General features: G+C 60.5%; 19 protein-coding genes. 8 read left to right on the top strand and 11 right to left on the bottom strand.

What is annotated here, in order from left to right:
- Positions 1 to 198: 198 nt before the first annotated feature.
- From GIW28_RS08250 to GIW28_RS08220, 7 genes are all read right to left on the bottom strand, one after another.
- The gene (locus tag GIW28_RS08250; RefSeq protein WP_236447129.1) at positions 199 to 1,548 is read right to left on the bottom strand and encodes a CoA transferase; all 1,350 of its coding nucleotides are present in this window, start codon (positions 1,546 to 1,548) and stop codon (positions 199 to 201) included.
- 40 nt (positions 1,549 to 1,588) lie between these two features.
- Complete coding sequence (locus GIW28_RS08245; RefSeq protein ID WP_177033312.1) at positions 1,589 to 2,932, bottom strand: sensor histidine kinase; 1,344 nt, start codon at positions 2,930 to 2,932, stop codon at positions 1,589 to 1,591.
- 67 nt (positions 2,933 to 2,999) lie between these two features.
- On the bottom strand, positions 3,000 to 3,464 hold the full coding sequence (locus GIW28_RS08240) for an LTXXQ domain-containing protein (RefSeq protein WP_017139156.1): 465 nt from the start codon (positions 3,462 to 3,464) through the stop codon (positions 3,000 to 3,002).
- A gap of 368 nt (positions 3,465 to 3,832) precedes the next feature.
- Positions 3,833 to 4,510 carry a response regulator transcription factor gene (locus GIW28_RS08235; RefSeq protein ID WP_017139157.1) on the bottom strand — a complete coding sequence of 226 codons (678 nt, stop codon included), beginning with the start codon at positions 4,508 to 4,510 and terminating at the stop codon, positions 3,833 to 3,835.
- A 7-nt stretch (positions 4,511 to 4,517) separates the two neighbouring features.
- On the bottom strand, positions 4,518 to 4,925 hold the full coding sequence (locus GIW28_RS08230; RefSeq protein WP_176991485.1) for a translation initiation factor 2: 408 nt from the start codon (positions 4,923 to 4,925) through the stop codon (positions 4,518 to 4,520).
- 106 nt (positions 4,926 to 5,031) lie between these two features.
- Positions 5,032 to 5,331, bottom strand: coding sequence for a YciI family protein (locus GIW28_RS08225; protein WP_017139159.1), 300 nt, complete (start codon positions 5,329 to 5,331; stop codon positions 5,032 to 5,034).
- 1 nt (position 5,332) lies between these two features.
- Positions 5,333 to 5,929, bottom strand: a complete 597-nt coding sequence (locus GIW28_RS08220) for a septation protein A (RefSeq protein WP_099549410.1) — start codon at positions 5,927 to 5,929, stop codon at positions 5,333 to 5,335.
- 87 nt (positions 5,930 to 6,016) lie between these two features.
- On the opposite strand from GIW28_RS08220, the gene GIW28_RS08215 reads away from it, so the two are divergent.
- The 6 genes from GIW28_RS08215 (at position 6,017) to rluB (ending at position 10,995) form a co-directional block, all read left to right on the top strand.
- A complete protein-coding gene (locus tag GIW28_RS08215; RefSeq protein WP_236447672.1) occupies positions 6,017 to 6,880 on the top strand; it encodes a PHP domain-containing protein in 864 nt (287 codons plus the stop codon).
- A gap of 13 nt (positions 6,881 to 6,893) precedes the next feature.
- On the top strand, positions 6,894 to 7,523 hold the full coding sequence (locus tag GIW28_RS08210; RefSeq protein ID WP_017139161.1) for an L-threonylcarbamoyladenylate synthase: 630 nt from the start codon (positions 6,894 to 6,896) through the stop codon (positions 7,521 to 7,523).
- A gap of 120 nt (positions 7,524 to 7,643) precedes the next feature.
- Positions 7,644 to 8,342, top strand: a complete 699-nt coding sequence (locus GIW28_RS08205; protein WP_169875663.1) for a segregation and condensation protein A — start codon at positions 7,644 to 7,646, stop codon at positions 8,340 to 8,342.
- A 12-nt stretch (positions 8,343 to 8,354) separates the two neighbouring features.
- Complete coding sequence (gene scpB, locus GIW28_RS08200; protein ID WP_169985128.1) at positions 8,355 to 9,293, top strand: SMC-Scp complex subunit ScpB; 939 nt, start codon at positions 8,355 to 8,357, stop codon at positions 9,291 to 9,293.
- A gap of 142 nt (positions 9,294 to 9,435) precedes the next feature.
- Positions 9,436 to 9,627: a DUF1289 domain-containing protein gene (locus tag GIW28_RS08195; protein ID WP_138454185.1), complete on the top strand. Its 192-nt coding sequence runs from the start codon at positions 9,436 to 9,438 to the stop codon at positions 9,625 to 9,627.
- A 144-nt stretch (positions 9,628 to 9,771) separates the two neighbouring features.
- Positions 9,772 to 10,995 carry a 23S rRNA pseudouridine(2605) synthase RluB gene (gene rluB / locus GIW28_RS08190; protein ID WP_017139164.1) on the top strand — a complete coding sequence of 408 codons (1,224 nt, stop codon included), beginning with the start codon at positions 9,772 to 9,774 and terminating at the stop codon, positions 10,993 to 10,995.
- Between the two features lie 193 nt (positions 10,996 to 11,188).
- Here rluB and GIW28_RS08185 read toward each other — a convergent pair whose 3' ends face one another.
- Both GIW28_RS08185 and GIW28_RS08180 read right to left on the bottom strand, forming a co-directional pair.
- Positions 11,189 to 12,148 carry a hypothetical protein gene (locus tag GIW28_RS08185; protein WP_017139165.1) on the bottom strand — a complete coding sequence of 320 codons (960 nt, stop codon included), beginning with the start codon at positions 12,146 to 12,148 and terminating at the stop codon, positions 11,189 to 11,191.
- A gap of 73 nt (positions 12,149 to 12,221) precedes the next feature.
- Positions 12,222 to 12,359: a hypothetical protein gene (locus tag GIW28_RS08180; protein WP_003175756.1), complete on the bottom strand. Its 138-nt coding sequence runs from the start codon at positions 12,357 to 12,359 to the stop codon at positions 12,222 to 12,224.
- 647 nt (positions 12,360 to 13,006) lie between these two features.
- Between GIW28_RS08180 and GIW28_RS08175 the strand changes: the two genes are divergently transcribed.
- Positions 13,007 to 14,428, top strand: a complete 1,422-nt coding sequence (locus GIW28_RS08175) for an amino acid permease (RefSeq protein WP_017139166.1) — start codon at positions 13,007 to 13,009, stop codon at positions 14,426 to 14,428.
- A 59-nt stretch (positions 14,429 to 14,487) separates the two neighbouring features.
- On the opposite strand, the gene GIW28_RS08170 is transcribed toward GIW28_RS08175, so the two are convergent.
- A complete protein-coding gene (locus GIW28_RS08170; RefSeq protein ID WP_138453797.1) occupies positions 14,488 to 14,865 on the bottom strand; it encodes a c-type cytochrome in 378 nt (125 codons plus the stop codon).
- Between the two features lie 57 nt (positions 14,866 to 14,922).
- Between GIW28_RS08170 and arfB the strand changes: the two genes are divergently transcribed.
- Positions 14,923 to 15,336, top strand: a complete 414-nt coding sequence (gene arfB / locus GIW28_RS08165; RefSeq protein ID WP_017139168.1) for an alternative ribosome rescue aminoacyl-tRNA hydrolase ArfB — start codon at positions 14,923 to 14,925, stop codon at positions 15,334 to 15,336.
- Here arfB and GIW28_RS08160 read toward each other — a convergent pair.
- Positions 15,333 to 16,529 (bottom strand): MFS transporter, encoded by a 1,197-nt coding sequence (locus tag GIW28_RS08160; RefSeq protein WP_099549416.1) that lies wholly within the window; start codon positions 16,527 to 16,529, stop codon positions 15,333 to 15,335. The two genes, arfB and GIW28_RS08160, sit on opposite strands and share 4 nt — an antisense overlap.
- Positions 16,530 to 16,842: the final 313 nt, after the last annotated feature.

The following is a 16,842-nucleotide window of genomic DNA, read 5'->3' as shown; positions in this document are numbered from 1 at the left end:
CACATTTGACTGTGGCCACACTCTCAATGTGTGAGAGCCAGCTTCCACATTTGACTGTGACCACACTTTCAATGTGTGAGAGCCAGCTTCCACATTTGACTGTGACCACACTTTCAATGTGTGAGAGCCAGGTCCCACATTTGACTGTGTTCACACATCCAATGTGGGAGCTGGCTTGCCTGCGATAGCGATCTCAAGTCACCACTGAGCCCGATGTGAGCCCAATTCGCCGGCGGGCAAATCCCACTGCAACGGCGTGCCACTGATGGTCACCGGCGCCAGCAAACGGTGCGCCTGGCCCCACGCCGTTTGCTCCACTACCAAGCCCTGATCGCCCGGTTCTTCGGCCCGCAACGCCGGCTGCTCCGGCACGTGCCCGGCCTCCACCAGCAACTTCGCCGTGCGCGCCAATGACAACCGCGCCGAACCACCACGGCCGGTTTTCAGCCGCTCACTCAACGCTTGAATCGCACTGGCCGCCATCAAATACCCGGTCGCATGATCCAGCGCCTGCAACGGCAGCGGCACCGGTTTATCTGCCTGTTTCCACGCCATGCCAGCGTCGGCAATCCCGCTGCTCATCTGCACCAAACTGTCGAAGCCGCGACGGTTACGCCACGGGCCGCTCCAGCCGTAGGCGTTGAGGCTCACGTCGATCAGGCCGGGGGCGAGGTTTTGCAGTTCAGTGGCGGTGTAGCCCAACTGCTCCAGTGCGTCGGCGCGGTAGCCGTGGAACAGGATGTCGGCGTCCTTGAGCAAGCTTTCGAACACCTGGCGGTCTTCAGCACTTTTAAGGTCCAGGCGTGCGCAGCGTTTGCCCAGGGTCATTTCCGGTACTACGCCGGGCTCGTTCCAGGTCGGCGAGTCGATGCGCAGTACATCTGCGCCCAAACCTGCGAGAAAACGGCTGGCCACGGGGCCGGCCAACACGCGGGTCAAATCCAGCACCTTGATGCCGGCCAGTGGGCGTGCCACCGAGCCGAGCCAAGGTTTGTCGCAGGGGGTGTCGAAGGCCTGGCGCTGCACCAATGCCTCAGCGTTCACCGCCAACCCTTGCGGATGGGTTTGCCAGGCCTGCCATGTACGCATCTGCGCCGCGCAACCGCCGGCATCGACGATCGCCTGTTCCAGTTCGGCGGCGTTCCAGGTCGCGACTTTACTGGCCATCTCGGCGCGGTCCTTGACCTTGCCCAGTACGCGCTCGGCAGCGGCACGGTGATGGGGCGCATTGGTGTGCAAACGGATCCAGCCGTCGGCGCTGGCGTAGTCGCCGGCTACCGGGTCCCACAGCGGCGGTACTTGCCAGCCCACCGGGCGAATCGAGGAGGAGAACCAGAAGGAAGCGAGGCGCCGGTCCACGCTTACGCTGGGCAGGCGCCCGGTCTGTTGCTGGATAAGTTGAGCAACCGCCTGGCCGGCAGCGCCGAGGCTGGCGCTGGCCAGTTCGGTCACGGCAAAGGTCGAGGGCAGGGCGCCGGCCTCGGTAAACGTCAGCGGGGTTTGCGGTAGATCGAGTGCGGCTTGGATGGATGTCAGCAGGTCAGTCATCAAAGGCCCTCCGTTAGAGAAGGGCCACTATAGAAGATCCTCACACGGCTGTGACCACTCCCGGCTCCAACGGCAAGTCGATGCTGGCGATAAAACCGCCGTCCGGGTGATTGCCCAGGATCAGGCTGCCGCCATGGCGTTCGGCGGCGCGACGGGCAATCGCCAGGCCCAGCCCGTGGCCTTGTGCGGCCTGGCCGGGCGCGCGATAAAACGGCTCGCCCAACTGGCTCAGGTGTTCGGCTTCAACGCCGGGGCCGTGGTCGCGCACGCTGATCAGGATGCGCTCGCCCTGGTGCCGGGCGCTTAGCTCGATCGGCTGGCCCACGGGGTTAAAGCGCTGGGCGTTACGCAGCAGGTTGTCCACGGCGCGCTCGATCATGGTCGGCCAACCCTTGAGGTGCAACTCGGGCTCGGCGCTCAGTTGCACCACCTGTTCCGGCGCACTGAGTTGGGCATCCTTTTGCAAGGTCCTGAGCAGTGGGGTGAGGTCGACGTCCTCTGCGCTGGCGTTGTCAGCATCCACACGGGCCAGTACGAGGATTTCACTGATCAGCGCTTCCAGGCGGTCGCACTCGCGGGTCAGGCGCGGCCACAGCCGTTCGCGTTCTTCCGGGCTGGCGCGTTCGGCCAGGGCCAGGGCAATACGCAGTCGGGCCAGCGGTGAGCGCAGTTCGTGGGACACATCGCGCAGCAACTGGCGCTGGCTGCCGATCAGGCTTTGCAGGCGCGCGCCCATGCGGTTGAAGTCGGTGGCGAGCACGCCGAACTCATCGCGGCGGTTGGCCAGTTGCGCCAGGCTGTTTTGCTGATAGGTGGTCTGGCCCAGGTCATGCACCGCACCGCGCAGGCGGCTGAGTGGGCGGGTGATGGACAAGGTCACCAGCAGGCTGAACAACGTCAGTACCACCAGGGCAATCGCCAGCGCGCTAAACGGCCACAGCAGGCTGCTGCGGTGCCAGGCGTCCAGTTCCGGGTTGGGGATGCGGTAGATCAGCAGGTACGTGTCCCCGGTTTTTTCACTGGTGTACTCGGCGGTCAGGCGGCGCCAGGGCAAGTGGCTGTCCTGGTTGTCATTCTGGCGGGCTTCGAAGGCGGCGGCGCGACGTGGGAACGTGCCGCGTACCACCGGGTCGCCGCTTTCGTTGAGTACCTGCACGTCGATGTGGTACTGGCGTTTGCGTTGTTGCAGCAAATCCTGGGCGGCGTCCTCACCCTGGGCTTCGTAGAGTTGCGTCCACTCTTGCGCCAGGTTGTTGAGGCCGGGATGGCGGCTGAGAATCCAGGCGTCCTGGTTGAGCATGTGCCCAAGCAGGATCGACAGCCCGGCAACCAAGGCGATGGCCAGCCAGAAACTGGCCAGGATGCGCCAGAACAATGAACGCACAGGAAACCCTCAAGCAGGAAAAGCCCAGCGGCGTGAGCCACTGGGCTGGGGAGGTAACGCTAGAGCATTATTGCGCTTTTTGCGGCTGTTGCGCTTTCCAGGCCTGGAATTCCTTCCACTCGGCGCGGCGCTCGGCTTGCTTCTTGACGATCTCGTCGAATTTCTTCTGTTGATCGGGTTTGAGCACAGCACGGATGTCAGCCTGGGTTTTCTGTTTGCCGGCGGCGATTTCATCCTGCATGGCTTTCTGGTCAGCAGCCGGCAGCTTGTCCAGGTACTTTTTGACCAGGTCTTTGCGGGCGTGCCATTGGTCACCCATCAATTTGCCGATTTGCTGGCGCTGTTCCTTGGTCAGGTCCAGCTGGCTGAAGGGGCCGCCTTTGCCACGCGGACCGTGTTCACCGCCGTGGCCCGGGCCACCCATCATGTGGCCTTCTGGGCCGCCCATCGGGCCTGGGCCTTCTGGCATTGCGGCCATGGCAACGGTCGGCAGGGCAGCGGCGAACATCAGAGCGATAAGGGTCTTGCGCATGGTGTTTCTCCTGTCTCTATTCCGGTGAGTCCGGATGTGAGTAGGTTACGCAGCGCAAGGTCAGCGGCGGTCAGGGGAGGGTAAAGCTTGGGTAAAGAGGGTTTTGATGTGAACTGACAAAACTGTCGGATTGATGCGATCAAGTGTGGGAGCTGGCTTGCCTGCGAATGCGGCGGGTCAGCTACATAGATGCAAGCTGACCCTGCGCTATCGCAGGCAAGCCAGCTCCCACTGGGCAATTGATCGTTCCCACGCTCTGCGTGGGAATGCATACCGTGACGCTCTGCGTCACCGGCGTACACAGCGGGACGCAGAGCGTCCCCGGCGGCATTACCACGCGGAGCGTGGGAACGATCTTTAAACGATCTTTAAAGGCTGTAGTAGTAGCCGCGGCTGCGCAGCGCCACGATCCGTGGCCGACCATCCGGGTGTGGGCCGATCTTTTTGCGCAGGTTGCTCACGTGCATGTCCAGGCTGCGGTCGTACAGAGTGAGCTTGCGGCCCAGGGCGATCTGCGCCAGTTCCTGCTTGTCCAGCGGCTCGCCGGGCTGGCGCAGCAAGGCTTCGAGCAGGCGGCTTTCGGACACGGTGAGGGTGAATTCCTGCTCGTCGATGCTGACCACACCGCGCACCGGGCTGAAGCACAAATCGCCCAGTTCCATCTGCGTCGACACGGCGGCCGGGTGGCTGCGGCGCAGCACGGCGCGCAGGCGCGCAGTCAGCTCGCGCGGGTCACAGGGCTTGGCCAGGTAATCGTCGGCACCCAGTTCCAGGCCGAGGATACGGTCCAGCGGTTCGCCACGGGCCGAGAGCATCACCACCGGCAATTCCGGGTGGTCATTGCGCAATTGCTTGAGCAACTCCAGGCCGCTGCCATCCGGCAGCATCACGTCAAGCACGACGGCGGCGGGTGCGGCTTCGGCCAGGGCTTTGCGCGCGCTCACGCCGTCGTGGCAGGCGCGCACCTGGAAACCTTCCTGGCTCAGCCAACTGGTCAGCAGCTCACAGAGCTCCTGGTCATCATCTATCAGTAACAGCTCGCTCATGACTCACTCAATTTAGCCATTGTCGACGGCGACGGTGCCCACCACTGGCGAAGATCCCGCACAGCAGGGCGATCAGTGCGACGGCCGCGCCCGTGACAAACCACTGTTGTTGCTCGGTCAGCCAGCGGGTCAAGGCGCCGCCTTGTGTCTCTTTGAGTTGCTGGACCAGGCGTTGGTTCTCCTGGCGCAAGCGACTCAGTTGGGCGCTTTCGCGAGCAGTATCTGCACTTTGCAGTTGTTTGCTCAGTTCTTCACGCAGCCGTTCGCTTTCTTTCAAGCGTTGCTGCAACTCGGTGATCTGGCTGCCGGCGGCCAGGGACAAGGGCGTGGAGCTGCCAGTGTTCGAGGTTTCTTCAGCGTGGGCGCTTGCCCCGATCATTAACACTGCCAACAGACACAACGGACGTAAGCGCATCGGAACTCCTGATTCCACACGAATATTCAGAACGTTGTCGGCAGGTTACCGAGAATAATGAGCAATTAGGAGCGCGCCGAACCGATTAGGTTCAGCGCAGCCGGGCTTAAGGCAGGACTTGCTTGAACGGCTTGATCACTACATCAGCGTAGACGCCTGCGGCGATGTACGGGTCGGCGTTGGCCCAGGCCTTTGCGTCGGCAAGGGAGGCGAACTCGGCAATGATCAGGCTGCCGGTGAAGCCGGCGGCGCCTGGGTCATTGCTGTCGACGGCCGGGTGCGGGCCTGCGATCACCAGGCGACCTTCGGCTTGCAGGGTTTTCAGGCGCTCAACGTGCGCCGGACGCACGCTCAGGCGTTTTTCCAGCGAATCGGCAACGTCGGTGGCAATGATGGCGTAGAGCATGTCAGTCCTCGGTTTTCGGCGTGGTAGGGGCGGTGTCATGCAGATGGCGCGACAGGTAGATACCTTGGCCGATCAGGAACAATACGGTCATGCCCAGGCTACCGAAGACTTTGAAGTCGACCCAGTAATCCTGGAAGGTAAAGGCCACGAACAGGTTGGCGGCGCCGCAGAACAGGAAAAACACGATCCAGGCCACGTTCAAACGCGTCCATACCGGCTCCGGCAGGGTCAGCGCGTGGCCCATGATGCGCTTGATCAACAAGCGGTCACCAATGAAGTGGCTGCCGATAAACACCAGCGCGAACAGCCAGTTCACTACCGGGGCTTTCCATTTAAGGAAGGTTTCGCTGTGAAAGGCCAGGGTCAGGCCGCCGAACACCAGGCAGGCAACCAGGGTGAGCCATTGGCTTTTTTCCAGTTTGCGCTGGGAAATGAAAATGGCGCCGTAGACTACGATAGAACTGACGATCAGCACGGCAGTGGCGCTGTAGATGCCCCCGAACGAGAGCGGATGACCGGCGATATCGATGACCCTGGGGTCGAGTTTGGTAACGATGAAAAACAGCAACAGCGGGATGAAGTCGATGAATTGTTTCACAGTAAGAGCCAGAAGCTGGATGTGGCGGCATAATAACAAACATCCTTGGTAGCGAAAGCGCCAGCTGACTTGAGGTTACACACTCCCGTGAATGTTGATTTGCACTGCCACAGCACGGCCTCCGATGGCGCCCTGGCGCCCGCGGTACTGGTTGCGCGTGCGTTTGAAAAAGGCGTGCGAGTCTTGTCGTTGACCGACCACGACACCCTCGAAGGCCTCGACGAGGCCCGCACGGCGGCGCATGCCTTGGGCATGCAACTGGTCAACGGCGTGGAATTGTCCTGTACCTGGGGCGGCGCCACCATTCATGTGCTCGGCTACGGCTTCGATCAAAACGCCGCGCCTTTGGTGGCGGCCATCGCCCAATTGCACGATGGCCGTTGGCTGAGGTCCGAAGAAATAAGCCGCAAGCTCAGCCTTAAAGGCATGCCCAATGCCCTTGATGGCGCCCGCGCCATCCAGCAGGAACTGGGCGACAGCAGCAACGCACCGGCCCGGCCGCACTTTGCCGACTGGATGGTGCGTGAAGGTTTTGTTAAGGACCGCGCCGAAGCGTTTCGCAAATGGCTGGGCGCCGGCAAGTTGGGTGATGTGAAGCAACACTGGCCGACGCTGGAAGATACAGTCGGCACATTGCGTGCCTCCGGAGCCTGGGTGAGCCTGGCGCATCCCTGGCATTACGATTTCACCCGCAGCAAGCGCCGCAAGCTGATTGCCGACTATATTGGAGCGGGCGGCCACGCAATCGAAGTGGTCAACGGGCATCAACCCGCTGAGCAGGTGGGCAGCCTGGCGATTCTTGCTCGCGAATTTGGTCTGCTGGTCAGCGCCGGCAGTGATTTTCATGGCCCAGGCGGCTGGTCCGAGATTGGCGAGTACCGCCAGGTCCCGGAAGACTTGCCGCTGTTGTGGGGGCGATTCAAGCATGACCCCATTATTGCCACCGTCTGAACAGGTAGAACAAGTGAGTCAATTCTTCCAGATTCATCCGGAAAACCCTCAAGCGCGCCTGATTAAACAGGCCGTGGAGATCATTCGCGCCGGTGGCGTGGTGATCTACCCAACGGATTCGTCCTACGCCATTGGTTGCCAGATCGGCGACAAGAGCGCAGTTGAACGGGTCAGACGCCTGCGTGACCTGGACAAAAACCACAACTTTGCGCTGATCTGCAGCGACTTGTCGCAACTGGGGCTGTTCGCCAAAGTCGACACCGGCACCTTCCGCCTGCTCAAGGCGCACACGCCGGGGCCGTACACCTTTATTCTGAATGCCACCCGCGAAGTGCCGCGCCTGTTGCTGCACCCCAAAAAGCGCACCATCGGCCTGCGTGTGCCCGAGCACCCGATTGCCCTGGCGTTGCTGGCAGAACTGGGTGAGCCGTTGATGAGCGTGTCGCTGATTTTGCCCGGTGAAGAAGAGCCGCTGTACGACCCTTACGAGATGCGCCGCCTGCTGGAAAAACACGTCGATCTGATCATTGACGGCGGTTACGGCGGCAACAAGGCGTCCACTGTGATCAACCTGGCCGATGGCGAGCCGGAAGTGGTGCGCGTGGGCTGCGGCGACCCGACGCCGTTTATGGTCGAGGCCTGAATGTCGGCCGTGGAAACCGCTGATCCCCAGGCGGGCGCCCAGCAGGAACTGCCATTTGCCATGGTGTATGGCCAGGCGGTCATGGAAATGCCGCTGGACCTGTATATTCCGCCGGATGCGCTGGAGGTCTTTCTTGAGGCCTTCGAAGGCCCGCTGGATTTGCTGCTGTACCTGATTCGCAAGCAGAACATCAATATCCTCGACATCCCGGTGGCAGAAATCACTCGCCAGTACATGGGGTATGTCGAGTTGATGCAGTCGGTACGCCTGGAATTGGCCGCCGAGTACCTGGTGATGGCCGCCATGCTCGCCGAGATCAAGTCGCGCATGCTGTTGCCGCGTTCCGAGACCATTGAGGCCGAAGAAGACGACCCGCGGGCCGAGCTGATCCGCCGTCTGCAAGAATATGAACGCTTCAAGGCCGCCGCCGAAGGCATCGACGGCTTGAGCCGCGTGGGCCGTGATGTGGTGGTGCCCAAGCTCGATGCCCCGGAAGCCCGGGCGCGCAAGCTGTTGCCGGATGTGAGCCTGGAAGAATTGCTGATGTCCATGGCCGAGGTGCTGCGCCGGGGTGACATGTTTGAAAGCCACCAGGTCAGCCGCGAAGCGCTGTCGACCCGCGAGCGCATGAGCGATGTGCTGGAGCGCCTCAAGGGCGGCGGCTTTGTGCCGTTTGTCGAGCTGTTTACCAAAGAGGAAGGGCGCCTGGGGGTGGTGGTGACCTTTATGGCCATCCTCGAACTGGTCAAGGAATCCTTGGTCGAGCTGGTCCAGAATGAGCCTTTTGCGGCTATCCACGTGCGGGCGCGAGCCGAATAAAGAGCTGAATCGATGAATCTGACTGAACCCCGCGAACTGGCGCCCTTGCTGGAAGCCTTTCTCCTGGCCTCGGGTAAACCGCAATCCCTGGAACGCTTGTTCGAGTTGTTTGAAGAGGCCGAGCGCCCTGAACCACCGGTGTTCAAGAAGGCGCTGGAGATTCTGCGCAAGTCCTGCGACGGCCGCGCCTTTGAACTGCGCGAAGTGGCGTCAGGTTATCGCTTGCAGATCCGTGAGAAATTTTCCCCGTGGGTCGGCCGCTTGTGGGAAGAGCGCCCGCAGCGTTATTCCCGCGCGATGCTGGAGACCATGGCACTGATTGCCTACCGCCAGCCCATCACGCGGGGCGAGATTGAGGATGTGCGGGGTGTGGCGGTCAACAGCCATATCGTCAAGACACTGCTGGAGCGCGAGTGGATCCGCATCGTCGGCTACCGCGACGTGCCCGGCAAACCGGCGATGTTTGCCACCACCAAGGTGTTTCTCGACCACTTCAACCTGAAAAACCTCGACGACCTGCCGCCGCTTGCCGAACTGCGCGAGATGGAAGCCGAGCCGGTGCTCGACTTCGACGACGCGCCGGTGCCGGCCAGCCTGCAGGAGCTGGCCGACGCCACCGCCGAGCCGGAAGAGCCAAAGGACGAAACCAGTTTCCATACCTTGCTGCTTGAACTGGATGATATGGAGCAGGGCATCAAGACTGACTTTGATGACTTGCTGCGTGATGGCGCGGCTGAGCCTGAAACCCAGGTGAACGTTGAGGTTGAGCCGCAAGTCGAACCGGAACCTGAGCCTGAACCCGGAGAAGACATCCTCGGCGTGGCCGAAGCCCGTGAAAAGCTCCTGGCCGCTGTTGCCGCCCTTGAACAGCCGCCTTTGAGCGATGAAGAAGACGAAGCCCGGGCGCTGGCTGAGGCCATCGAGGCCGAACGGCGCCAGTTTGAGGACTGACCCGGTCTGCCAGACACATGGAAACCCTGTGGGAGCTGGCTTGCCTGCGATGCGGGCGCCCCGGTCTGTCGGTTGTACCGAGGTGATGCCATCGCAGGCAAGCCAGCTCCCACAGAAAAGCCAGCTTGCTGGGAGGATTCAAATGAGTTCCACCAAAGACCCTTGCATCAGCATCTGCAAATTCGCCGATGACATCTGCGTCGGCTGTGGCCGCAGCAAGCGCGAAATCCGCGCCTGGAAGAAGCTCGACAAAACCGACAAACGCACCGTTCTGGCCGAAGCCGAGCTGCGCCTGCTGGCCCTGGGCGCCACCGGTCGGCGGAAAAGCAAATGACTTGGGCCTTATCGACTAGTCTGTGATGCGAAACCCGCGCCATGCGCGTATGATTCGCGACCCTTTGCCGATCTATTCGGCCAAAGCCCCGCTTTCAATACTCTTCAGGCCACGCCTGAATCGACCCACCGGGAGGTGCTTAAGATGAACGACCAAGACCAGAACGACAGCCAGGAAATCGGCCCAGCAGGCGAAAAACTGCAAAAGGTGCTGGCGCGTATCGGCGTGGGCTCACGCCGCGACGTCGAAGCCTGGATCACCCAGAAGCGCATCAAGGTCAATGGCGTCGAGGCTACCCTCGGCCAGCGCGTCGACCTGCACGATGCAATCACCATTGATGGCAAAGTCATCAAGCGTGAAGAGGCCGCCGAATCGGTGCGCCGCGTGATCATGTACAACAAGCCCGACGGCGAGATCTGCACCCGTGACGACCCGGAAGGCCGTCCGACCGTGTTCGACAAGATGCCCAAGCCCAAAGAAGGCCGCTGGATCAACATCGGCCGCCTGGACATCAACACCACTGGCTTGCTGATGTTCACCACCGACGGTGAGCTGGCCAACCGCTTGATGCACCCGTCCTACGAGATGGACCGTGAGTACGCTGTACGTGTACGCGGCGAAGTCGATGACGAGATGATCGAACGCCTCAAGGCTGGCGTGGTGCTGGAAGACGGCCCGGCCAAGTTCACCGACATCAAGCAGGCGCCCGGTGGCGAAGGTTTCAACCACTGGTACCACTGCGTGGTGATGGAAGGCCGTAACCGTGAAGTACGTCGCCTGTGGGAATCCCAGGGCCTGGTGGTCAGCCGCCTGAAGCGCGTGCGTTTCGGCCCGGTGTTCCTCAACTCCGACCTGCCGATGGGCCGCTGGCGCGAAATGAGCCAGTACGAAGTCGACATCCTCAGTGCCGAAGTCGGCCTGACGCCGGTGGCCATGCCGCAGATGAACGCCAAGAGCAAAGACAAGCTTGAGCGTATGCAGCGTAAATCTTCGCGCCCTGTTGCGCGTACCGAGCGTGTTGCACGCACCTTGCGCCCTGCGCTGAATGCACCGGCGACCGGTGGGCGTATCTCCCGTGAGCCGCACATCGAAGGCGAGCGTCGCCCAACCGCGCCATCGCGTCAGGAAGGCGAGCGTGCGCCACGCACCCCGCGTCCTGCCCGTGGTGAAGCGCCAAGCGGCGGCCGTAGCAACCGTGGTGAAGCGGACCGCCCAGCGGACAACGCCAGCACCAAGCGCCCAGCCAAGCCCGCGGCGAACAAGCGCCCTGGTCCGAAACTGGTCGCCGACGAGCCGTCGGGCAAGCGCCGTGGCGCGCCGGCCGGTTCCGGTCAGCGTCCGGGTTTTGGTCGCAAGAAGCCGCAGTGATTTAACCGCTGTATAAAAAAACGCCAACCTTAGGGTTGGCGTTTTTTTTTGCTCTGAAAGTTGGTAACCCAATCAAGTGTGGGAGCTGGCTTGCCTGCGATGCGGGCACCTCGGTTTACCAGGCAAACCGCAGTGATGCTATCGCAGGCAAGCCAGCTCCCACAGGGATCCGCTTTGTTTCAACGAGGTGTGTTTAGAACGCAAATCTGCCATCAAACACCGGCTTGTCATCCAGCGCCAACACCCCGCTGGCAAAGATCAAATCCAAGTGATGGCTGCCTTTTTGCCCGCCGCCCAAGCCCAGGTGTAACCCGCAATGGCGCTCCTCGAAGCCGGCATTGCGTGCATACAAGTCTTTCACGCCCTCGTTGGTGCCAATCCCCAATTCCTCCACACGGCGGTTGGACGGGTTGGCATTCAGGTATTTATTGAAGTCGTCCGCCAGCCCTGGCACCTCGCTGGCCACGCTGCAAACCGTCGAGTTCTCGATCCACAGCTCCAGCGGTGATTGCAGCACGCCGTACTTACGCGCAAACGGGATGGTGCTGAGGAAGGTGCCAACAAACCGCACCTGGCCATTGATGGCTTCGCTGTGGGTGGCGATTTCGCCTGGTGCCAGGTCGTGGTTGCCGACCCCGTTGATATTGGTCCACTTCTTGATGCTGCTCAGCGGCGCCTCAAGGCGGGAGCCGTGTTTGTCGGTAAAGCTCAGCACGTTGGCCTGGGACATGCGCCGGATCAGCGTAGCGTTGAGGTCGGCGATGCGCTGCGGCTCGACGCTGAAGGTGTCGTAGAAATAGTCGCCATAATCCTTGAACAGCAGGGATTTCTTCCAGTGTTCGGCCATCACGCCTTGCAGGGCGCGAATAAAATCCGGGCCTTCGGCACGTGGGTTGGGCAGGGTCGAAGAGTCATACAGAAACAGGTACAGGTCGCAGGCTTCGATGGCGTGGGCCAGGGTGTCGCTGGGCGTGAGGTCCAGGCGCTGGCATTGGAAGTTGAAGCGTGCGGCGCTGCTGTGGGTGATTGCTTCGGCGATGGCGTCGTAGCGCTCGGTATGGCCCAGCAACACCGTCGGGCGGCTCAGGCCGTTGAGTGCCGGGTGGTGTGCGAGGTAGTAGAGGAAGTGTTCGACGGCGCGGGCCTTGTCCATGACGGGTGTCCTTCTGTGCCTTGGGTAAGGGGGCAGGTGCCGTGCACAGCACCTGCCGGATGCCTGCCGGGTGTTAGAAAGGCCACATCGCAGTGCCAAAGGGCACGACGGCATCGGCTTGCATCATTTCAACGGCGGCCTCATGGGTCGGCGCTTCAAACCAATCGTCGAGTTGCAGTTCGGTTTCCAGGTCGTTTTCCAGTGCTTGCATGGTATTTCTCCTAGAGGACGTTGTTTGAGAACGGCTTGCCAACGGGCTTCGCTGGCAAGTGAAAGAACCTAGGAGAGAGTGTTTGGAAATGCAAAATATTTATTGACACGGTCTCATTTGAATTTTTTCTTCTGTTTTTTCAGTGTGTTTTTTTATCCAGAAAAAACAGCAAATTGGCTGAACCGATTTTTCAAAAACTTCCCACTGACAGTTTTCCGTTAGCTGACGAAAAAGTCTGCCTGTAACGCTGATTTTCCGGGGTGTAACGTTTAATTTACGAGTTTGTCCGGGTGTTACTGAGTGCCGTCCAGCTGTAAGGATTAGCTTACAGTTTGGTGTGTGCACTCTGTTGGGGCGTGCTGAAGCTGTCGAGCGGTGTACAATGCGCCGCGTTTTACTGTGACCCCCTTGCGTATCCACGCAAAAGGCCAAGACCTCAGGGTTTACCCACCCTGATCACTCCGTGCGGCCACGAGTCGGACGGGTTCGATTTCGTCACAGATAAAAACAAACAGGTGACGCATGACCGTTAGAAAGACGCTGTACTCCTGGTGCCTGCGCTGGGGTTTGAGCGGCGCTGCTTGAGTCGGTAATTCAAGGCAGCAACCTGCATTCGACATTCTCAAACCTTGCGTGAGACCCTTTTCATGAGTGGACCCCAATCTTCTTCAGGCGAGCTGAAACGCGGCCTGAAAAATCGGCATATCCAGTTGATCGCCCTCGGTGGCGCCATCGGCACCGGCCTGTTCCTGGGCTCGGCCGGCGTGCTCAAATCCGCCGGCCCTTCGATGATCCTGGGTTATGCCATCTGCGGCTTCATCGCCTTCATGATCATGCGCCAGCTCGGCGAAATGATCGTCGAAGAGCCGGTCGCCGGTTCCTTCAGCCACTTTGCCCATAAGTACTGGGGCGGTTTCGCCGGCTTCCTGTCGGGCTGGAACTGCTGGATTTTGTACATCCTGGTAGGCATGTCGGAGCTGACTGCGGTCGGCAAGTATGTGCACTACTGGTGGCCAGAGATCCCGACCTGGGTCTCGGCGGCGGCGTTCTTCGTATTGATCAACCTGATCAACCTGGCCAACGTCAAAGTCTTCGGTGAGGCCGAATTCTGGTTCGCCATCATCAAAGTCGTGGCTATCGTCGGCATGATTGCCCTGGGCAGCTATTTGCTGGTCAGCGGCAGCGGCGGTCCGCAAGCGTCGGTGAGCAACCTGTGGGACCACGGTGGGTTCTTCCCCCATGGCGTCGGCGGTTTGGTGATGGCCATGGCGATCATCATGTTCTCGTTCGGTGGTCTGGAAATGCTCGGTTTTACCGCCGCCGAGGCCGATCAGCCACGTACGGTGATCCCCAAGGCGATCAATCAGGTGATCTACCGCATCCTGATTTTCTACATCGGCGCCCTGGTGGTGCTGTTGTCGCTGACGCCGTGGGACAGCCTGCTGGCGACCCTTAACGCGTCCGGCGATGCCTACAGCGGCAGCCCATTCGTGCAGGTGTTCTCGATGCTGGGCAGCAACACCGCCGCGCACATCCTCAACTTCGTGGTGCTGACGGCGGCATTGTCGGTGTACAACAGTGGCACCTACTGCAACAGCCGCATGCTGCTGGGCATGGCTGAGCAGGGTGATGCGCCCAAGGCATTGGCCAAAATCGACAAGCGCGGCGTGCCGGTGCGCTCGATCCTCGCCTCGGCAGCGGTCACTCTGGTGGCGGTGTTGATGAACTACTTCATCCCGCAACACGCGCTGGAGTTGTTGATGTCGCTGGTGGTTGCCACCCTGGTAATCAACTGGGCGATGATCAGCTTTTCGCACTTCAAGTTCCGCCAACACATGAACCGCACCGGCCAGGTGCCGCTGTTCAAGGCGCTGTGGTATCCGTATGGCAATTACATCTGCCTGGCGTTCGTGGTGTTTATCCTGGTGATCATGCTGATGATTCCGGGGATTCAGGTGTCGGTATACGCAATCCCGGTGTGGGTAGCGTTCATGGCGGTGTGTTACTGGATCAAGAACAAGCGCAGTGCTGAAGCCGCATTGACCACGGCAAATGCAGCGCTGAAGTAAGCGACGCTCCATCGGCGATTAATACCCCTCTATTGAGGGGTATTTTTTTGCGATGCGATTCATCGGCTGTTTGCAATAACGCCACTCATGTAGGCGTTCAAGTCGCGAAAATCCTTGACGCTCCAGGCATGCGGCGCAACCTTCACACCATTGTCTTGCAGGGTTTTTGGGATCAGGTTGCCATTGGGGCGAAGGATCACCGAAGACACAATAACGCCCGGATAATCCGCCAGCCGTTTTTTGAAAGCAGGCGTTGTGAGGTCGGGCGTGGGCGGGCTGCTTTTCCTGGCCAATGGCCCGGAGGCCTTGAGGTCCGGGCCGTGGCACATGGCGCATCGCTGTGAATACAGGTTTTTGCCGTTGGCAGTGTCCGCGACGGACAGTGGCGTTTGAATGAGTGATAAAGTGCCGAGCACAGTGATGAATAGCCTTTTCATATTCCTGCGTCCTTGTTGTTTATGTTGTTGTGGCTCGTTGCCTAAGGTTTTTGATTGATGCTGGTAATTTCCAACAACGTGCACTTGCCCGATGCCGAGATCGAGTTGACCGCCATTCGCGCCCAGGGCGCCGGTGGGCAGAACGTCAACAAGGTGTCGAGCGCGGTGCACCTGCGGTTTGATATCCCGGCTTCATCGTTGCCGGCGTTCTATAAGGAGCGTTTGCTGGCGCTGCGTGACAGTCGTATCACCAGTGAAGGTGTGTTGGTGCTCAAGGCTCAGCAATACCGCACTCAGGAACAGAACCGTGCCGATGCGCTGGAGCGCCTGGTGGAGTTGATCCTCAGCGCCACCAAGGTCGAAAAAAAGCGCCGCCCGACCAAACCCACCCTGGGTTCGAAAAAGCGTCGCCTGGAATCCAAGACCAAGCGCGGCAGCATCAAGGCCGGGCGCGGCAAGGTCGACTTCTAGGCGCCTCTCGCCTCGCGGGCCTTGGGGGCTTGCCGGTACAGGTAAACACTCAGCAGCAGACCACCGACCGACGCGAGGGCGGCAAACAGGAATATCGACGCAAAGCCGAAGCCTGCCGCCACTGCCCCGGCCAGTGGGCCGGTGATACCCAATGACAAGTCGATAAACAGCGAATAAGCCCCCACCGCCGCCCCACGGCTGGAGGCCGGCACCAGGTTGACGGCTTCTACGCCCAGTGCTGGAAACACCAGCGAAAAGCCAAACCCGCTCAACGCCGCACCGGCCAGCGCCCATTGCGCGTCGGGTGCCAGCCACAGCAACAACAGGCCAAGGGCTTCTACCGACAGGCAGGCAATCGCCACACGAAAGCCGCCGATCCGGTTGATCAAATTGCCGAACAACAGGCGCGCGCCGATAAAACTGGCGCCGAACAGGCTCAATGCCCACACCGCGTTGTCCCAATGCTGGGTGGTGTAATACAGGGTGATAAAGGTGGCGATGGTGCCAAAACCAATCGAACCCAACGCCAGGGCACAGCCGTGTGGCAGTACGCGGCCGAGCACATTCATGAAGGGCAGGCGCACGCCGGCCACAATTGGCGCGGCTTCCTTGTTCCAGGCCAACAGCACGCCGAGCACCGCCAGCAGGATGATGCTGACGCCCATGCTCCACAGCCCCAAGTGGCTGACCAGCAGCACACCCAGCGGCGCACCGATGGCCAGCGCGCCGTAGCTGGCGATGCCATTCCACGAGATGACCTTGGCCGTGTTGGCGGCGCCGACCCGGCCGATGCCCCAGCCGATGGCGCCAGAGCCCACCAGGCTTTCCGCGCTGCCCAGCACCAGTCGGCCAATCAGCAGGCTGATCAGGCTGATGCCTGGCAGGCTGGAAAACCACGCCGCCAGCAACATGAACACGCCGCTCAGGCCGCAACCGACCAAGCCGATCAGCACCGCGCGCTTGCTGCCCAGGTTATCGATGATTTTGCCGGCATACGGACGGCTCAGCAGGGTGGCCAGGTATTGCACGCTGATTACCAAGCCCGCGATAACTGCGCCGTAGCCCAGTTGGCTGTGCACATAGCCCGGCAATACGGCCAGGGGAATACCGATGTTGAGGTAGCCGATAAAGGTAAACAGCACGATGGAAACGACTTGCAGCGTGACCGCCATGGGGCGCTGGGTATCTGGCATGGGGGAGGTCCACCGTCGCAGCAGGTAAAGATAGGCTGCTAATGATACCGATGCTTTGGCTTGTGCAGGGCGGTAAAAAGCAAAACGTCAGCTCAAAAAGACATCAGGCTTGAGGCGGGGCCAGCACTGTTTAGTATACTCAAATCCCAGTCCACGAGAAGACGAGAATAATCCCGGTTGCCGAGTTCTGATTGTAAAAAAAAAAATAAGTCGAGATGCAGTAGTTAATAATATACGCTGGTCAATGGAAGCACAATGGTCATGTACAGCTTGGATACCAGGATAAACATCTAGAATTCATTCATGTCATTGT

Source organism: Pseudomonas sp. PA-5-4B (assembly GCF_021606215.1).
Classification (GTDB): Bacteria; Pseudomonadota; Gammaproteobacteria; order Pseudomonadales; family Pseudomonadaceae; genus Aquipseudomonas; species Aquipseudomonas edaphica.
Note: the sequence above shows the minus strand (reverse complement) of the source record. Positions and strands in the feature narration are given on the sequence as shown.

Bases quoted from the DNA above. Each gene is read 5' to 3' on its own strand.
- GIW28_RS08225 (WP_017139159.1), bottom strand. From the start codon at position 5,331: ATGCTCTACGCCATCATTGCCACCGACGTTGCCGATTCGCTGGAAAAA.
- GIW28_RS08240 (WP_017139156.1), bottom strand. From the start codon at position 3,464: ATGCGCAAGACCCTTATCGCTCTGATGTTCGCCGCTGCCCTGCCGACC.
- GIW28_RS08170 (WP_138453797.1), bottom strand. From the start codon at position 14,865: ATGAAAAGGCTATTCATCACTGTGCTCGGCACTTTATCACTCATTCAA.
- GIW28_RS08160 (WP_099549416.1), bottom strand. From the start codon at position 16,529: ATGCCAGATACCCAGCGCCCCATGGCGGTCACGCTGCAAGTCGTTTCC.
- GIW28_RS08230 (WP_176991485.1), bottom strand. From the start codon at position 4,925: ATGCGCTTACGTCCGTTGTGTCTGTTGGCAGTGTTAATGATCGGGGCA.
- GIW28_RS08180 (WP_003175756.1), bottom strand. From the start codon at position 12,359: ATGCAAGCACTGGAAAACGACCTGGAAACCGAACTGCAACTCGACGAT.
- arfB (WP_017139168.1), top strand. From the start codon at position 14,923: ATGCTGGTAATTTCCAACAACGTGCACTTGCCCGATGCCGAGATCGAG.
- GIW28_RS08175 (WP_017139166.1), top strand. From the start codon at position 13,007: ATGAGTGGACCCCAATCTTCTTCAGGCGAGCTGAAACGCGGCCTGAAA.
- GIW28_RS08235 (WP_017139157.1), bottom strand. From the start codon at position 4,510: ATGAGCGAGCTGTTACTGATAGATGATGACCAGGAGCTCTGTGAGCTG.
- GIW28_RS08195 (WP_138454185.1), top strand. From the start codon at position 9,436: ATGAGTTCCACCAAAGACCCTTGCATCAGCATCTGCAAATTCGCCGAT.
- rluB (WP_017139164.1), top strand. From the start codon at position 9,772: ATGAACGACCAAGACCAGAACGACAGCCAGGAAATCGGCCCAGCAGGC.
- GIW28_RS08250 (WP_236447129.1), bottom strand. From the start codon at position 1,548: ATGACTGACCTGCTGACATCCATCCAAGCCGCACTCGATCTACCGCAA.
- GIW28_RS08185 (WP_017139165.1), bottom strand. From the start codon at position 12,148: ATGGACAAGGCCCGCGCCGTCGAACACTTCCTCTACTACCTCGCACAC.
- scpB (WP_169985128.1), top strand. From the start codon at position 8,355: ATGAATCTGACTGAACCCCGCGAACTGGCGCCCTTGCTGGAAGCCTTT.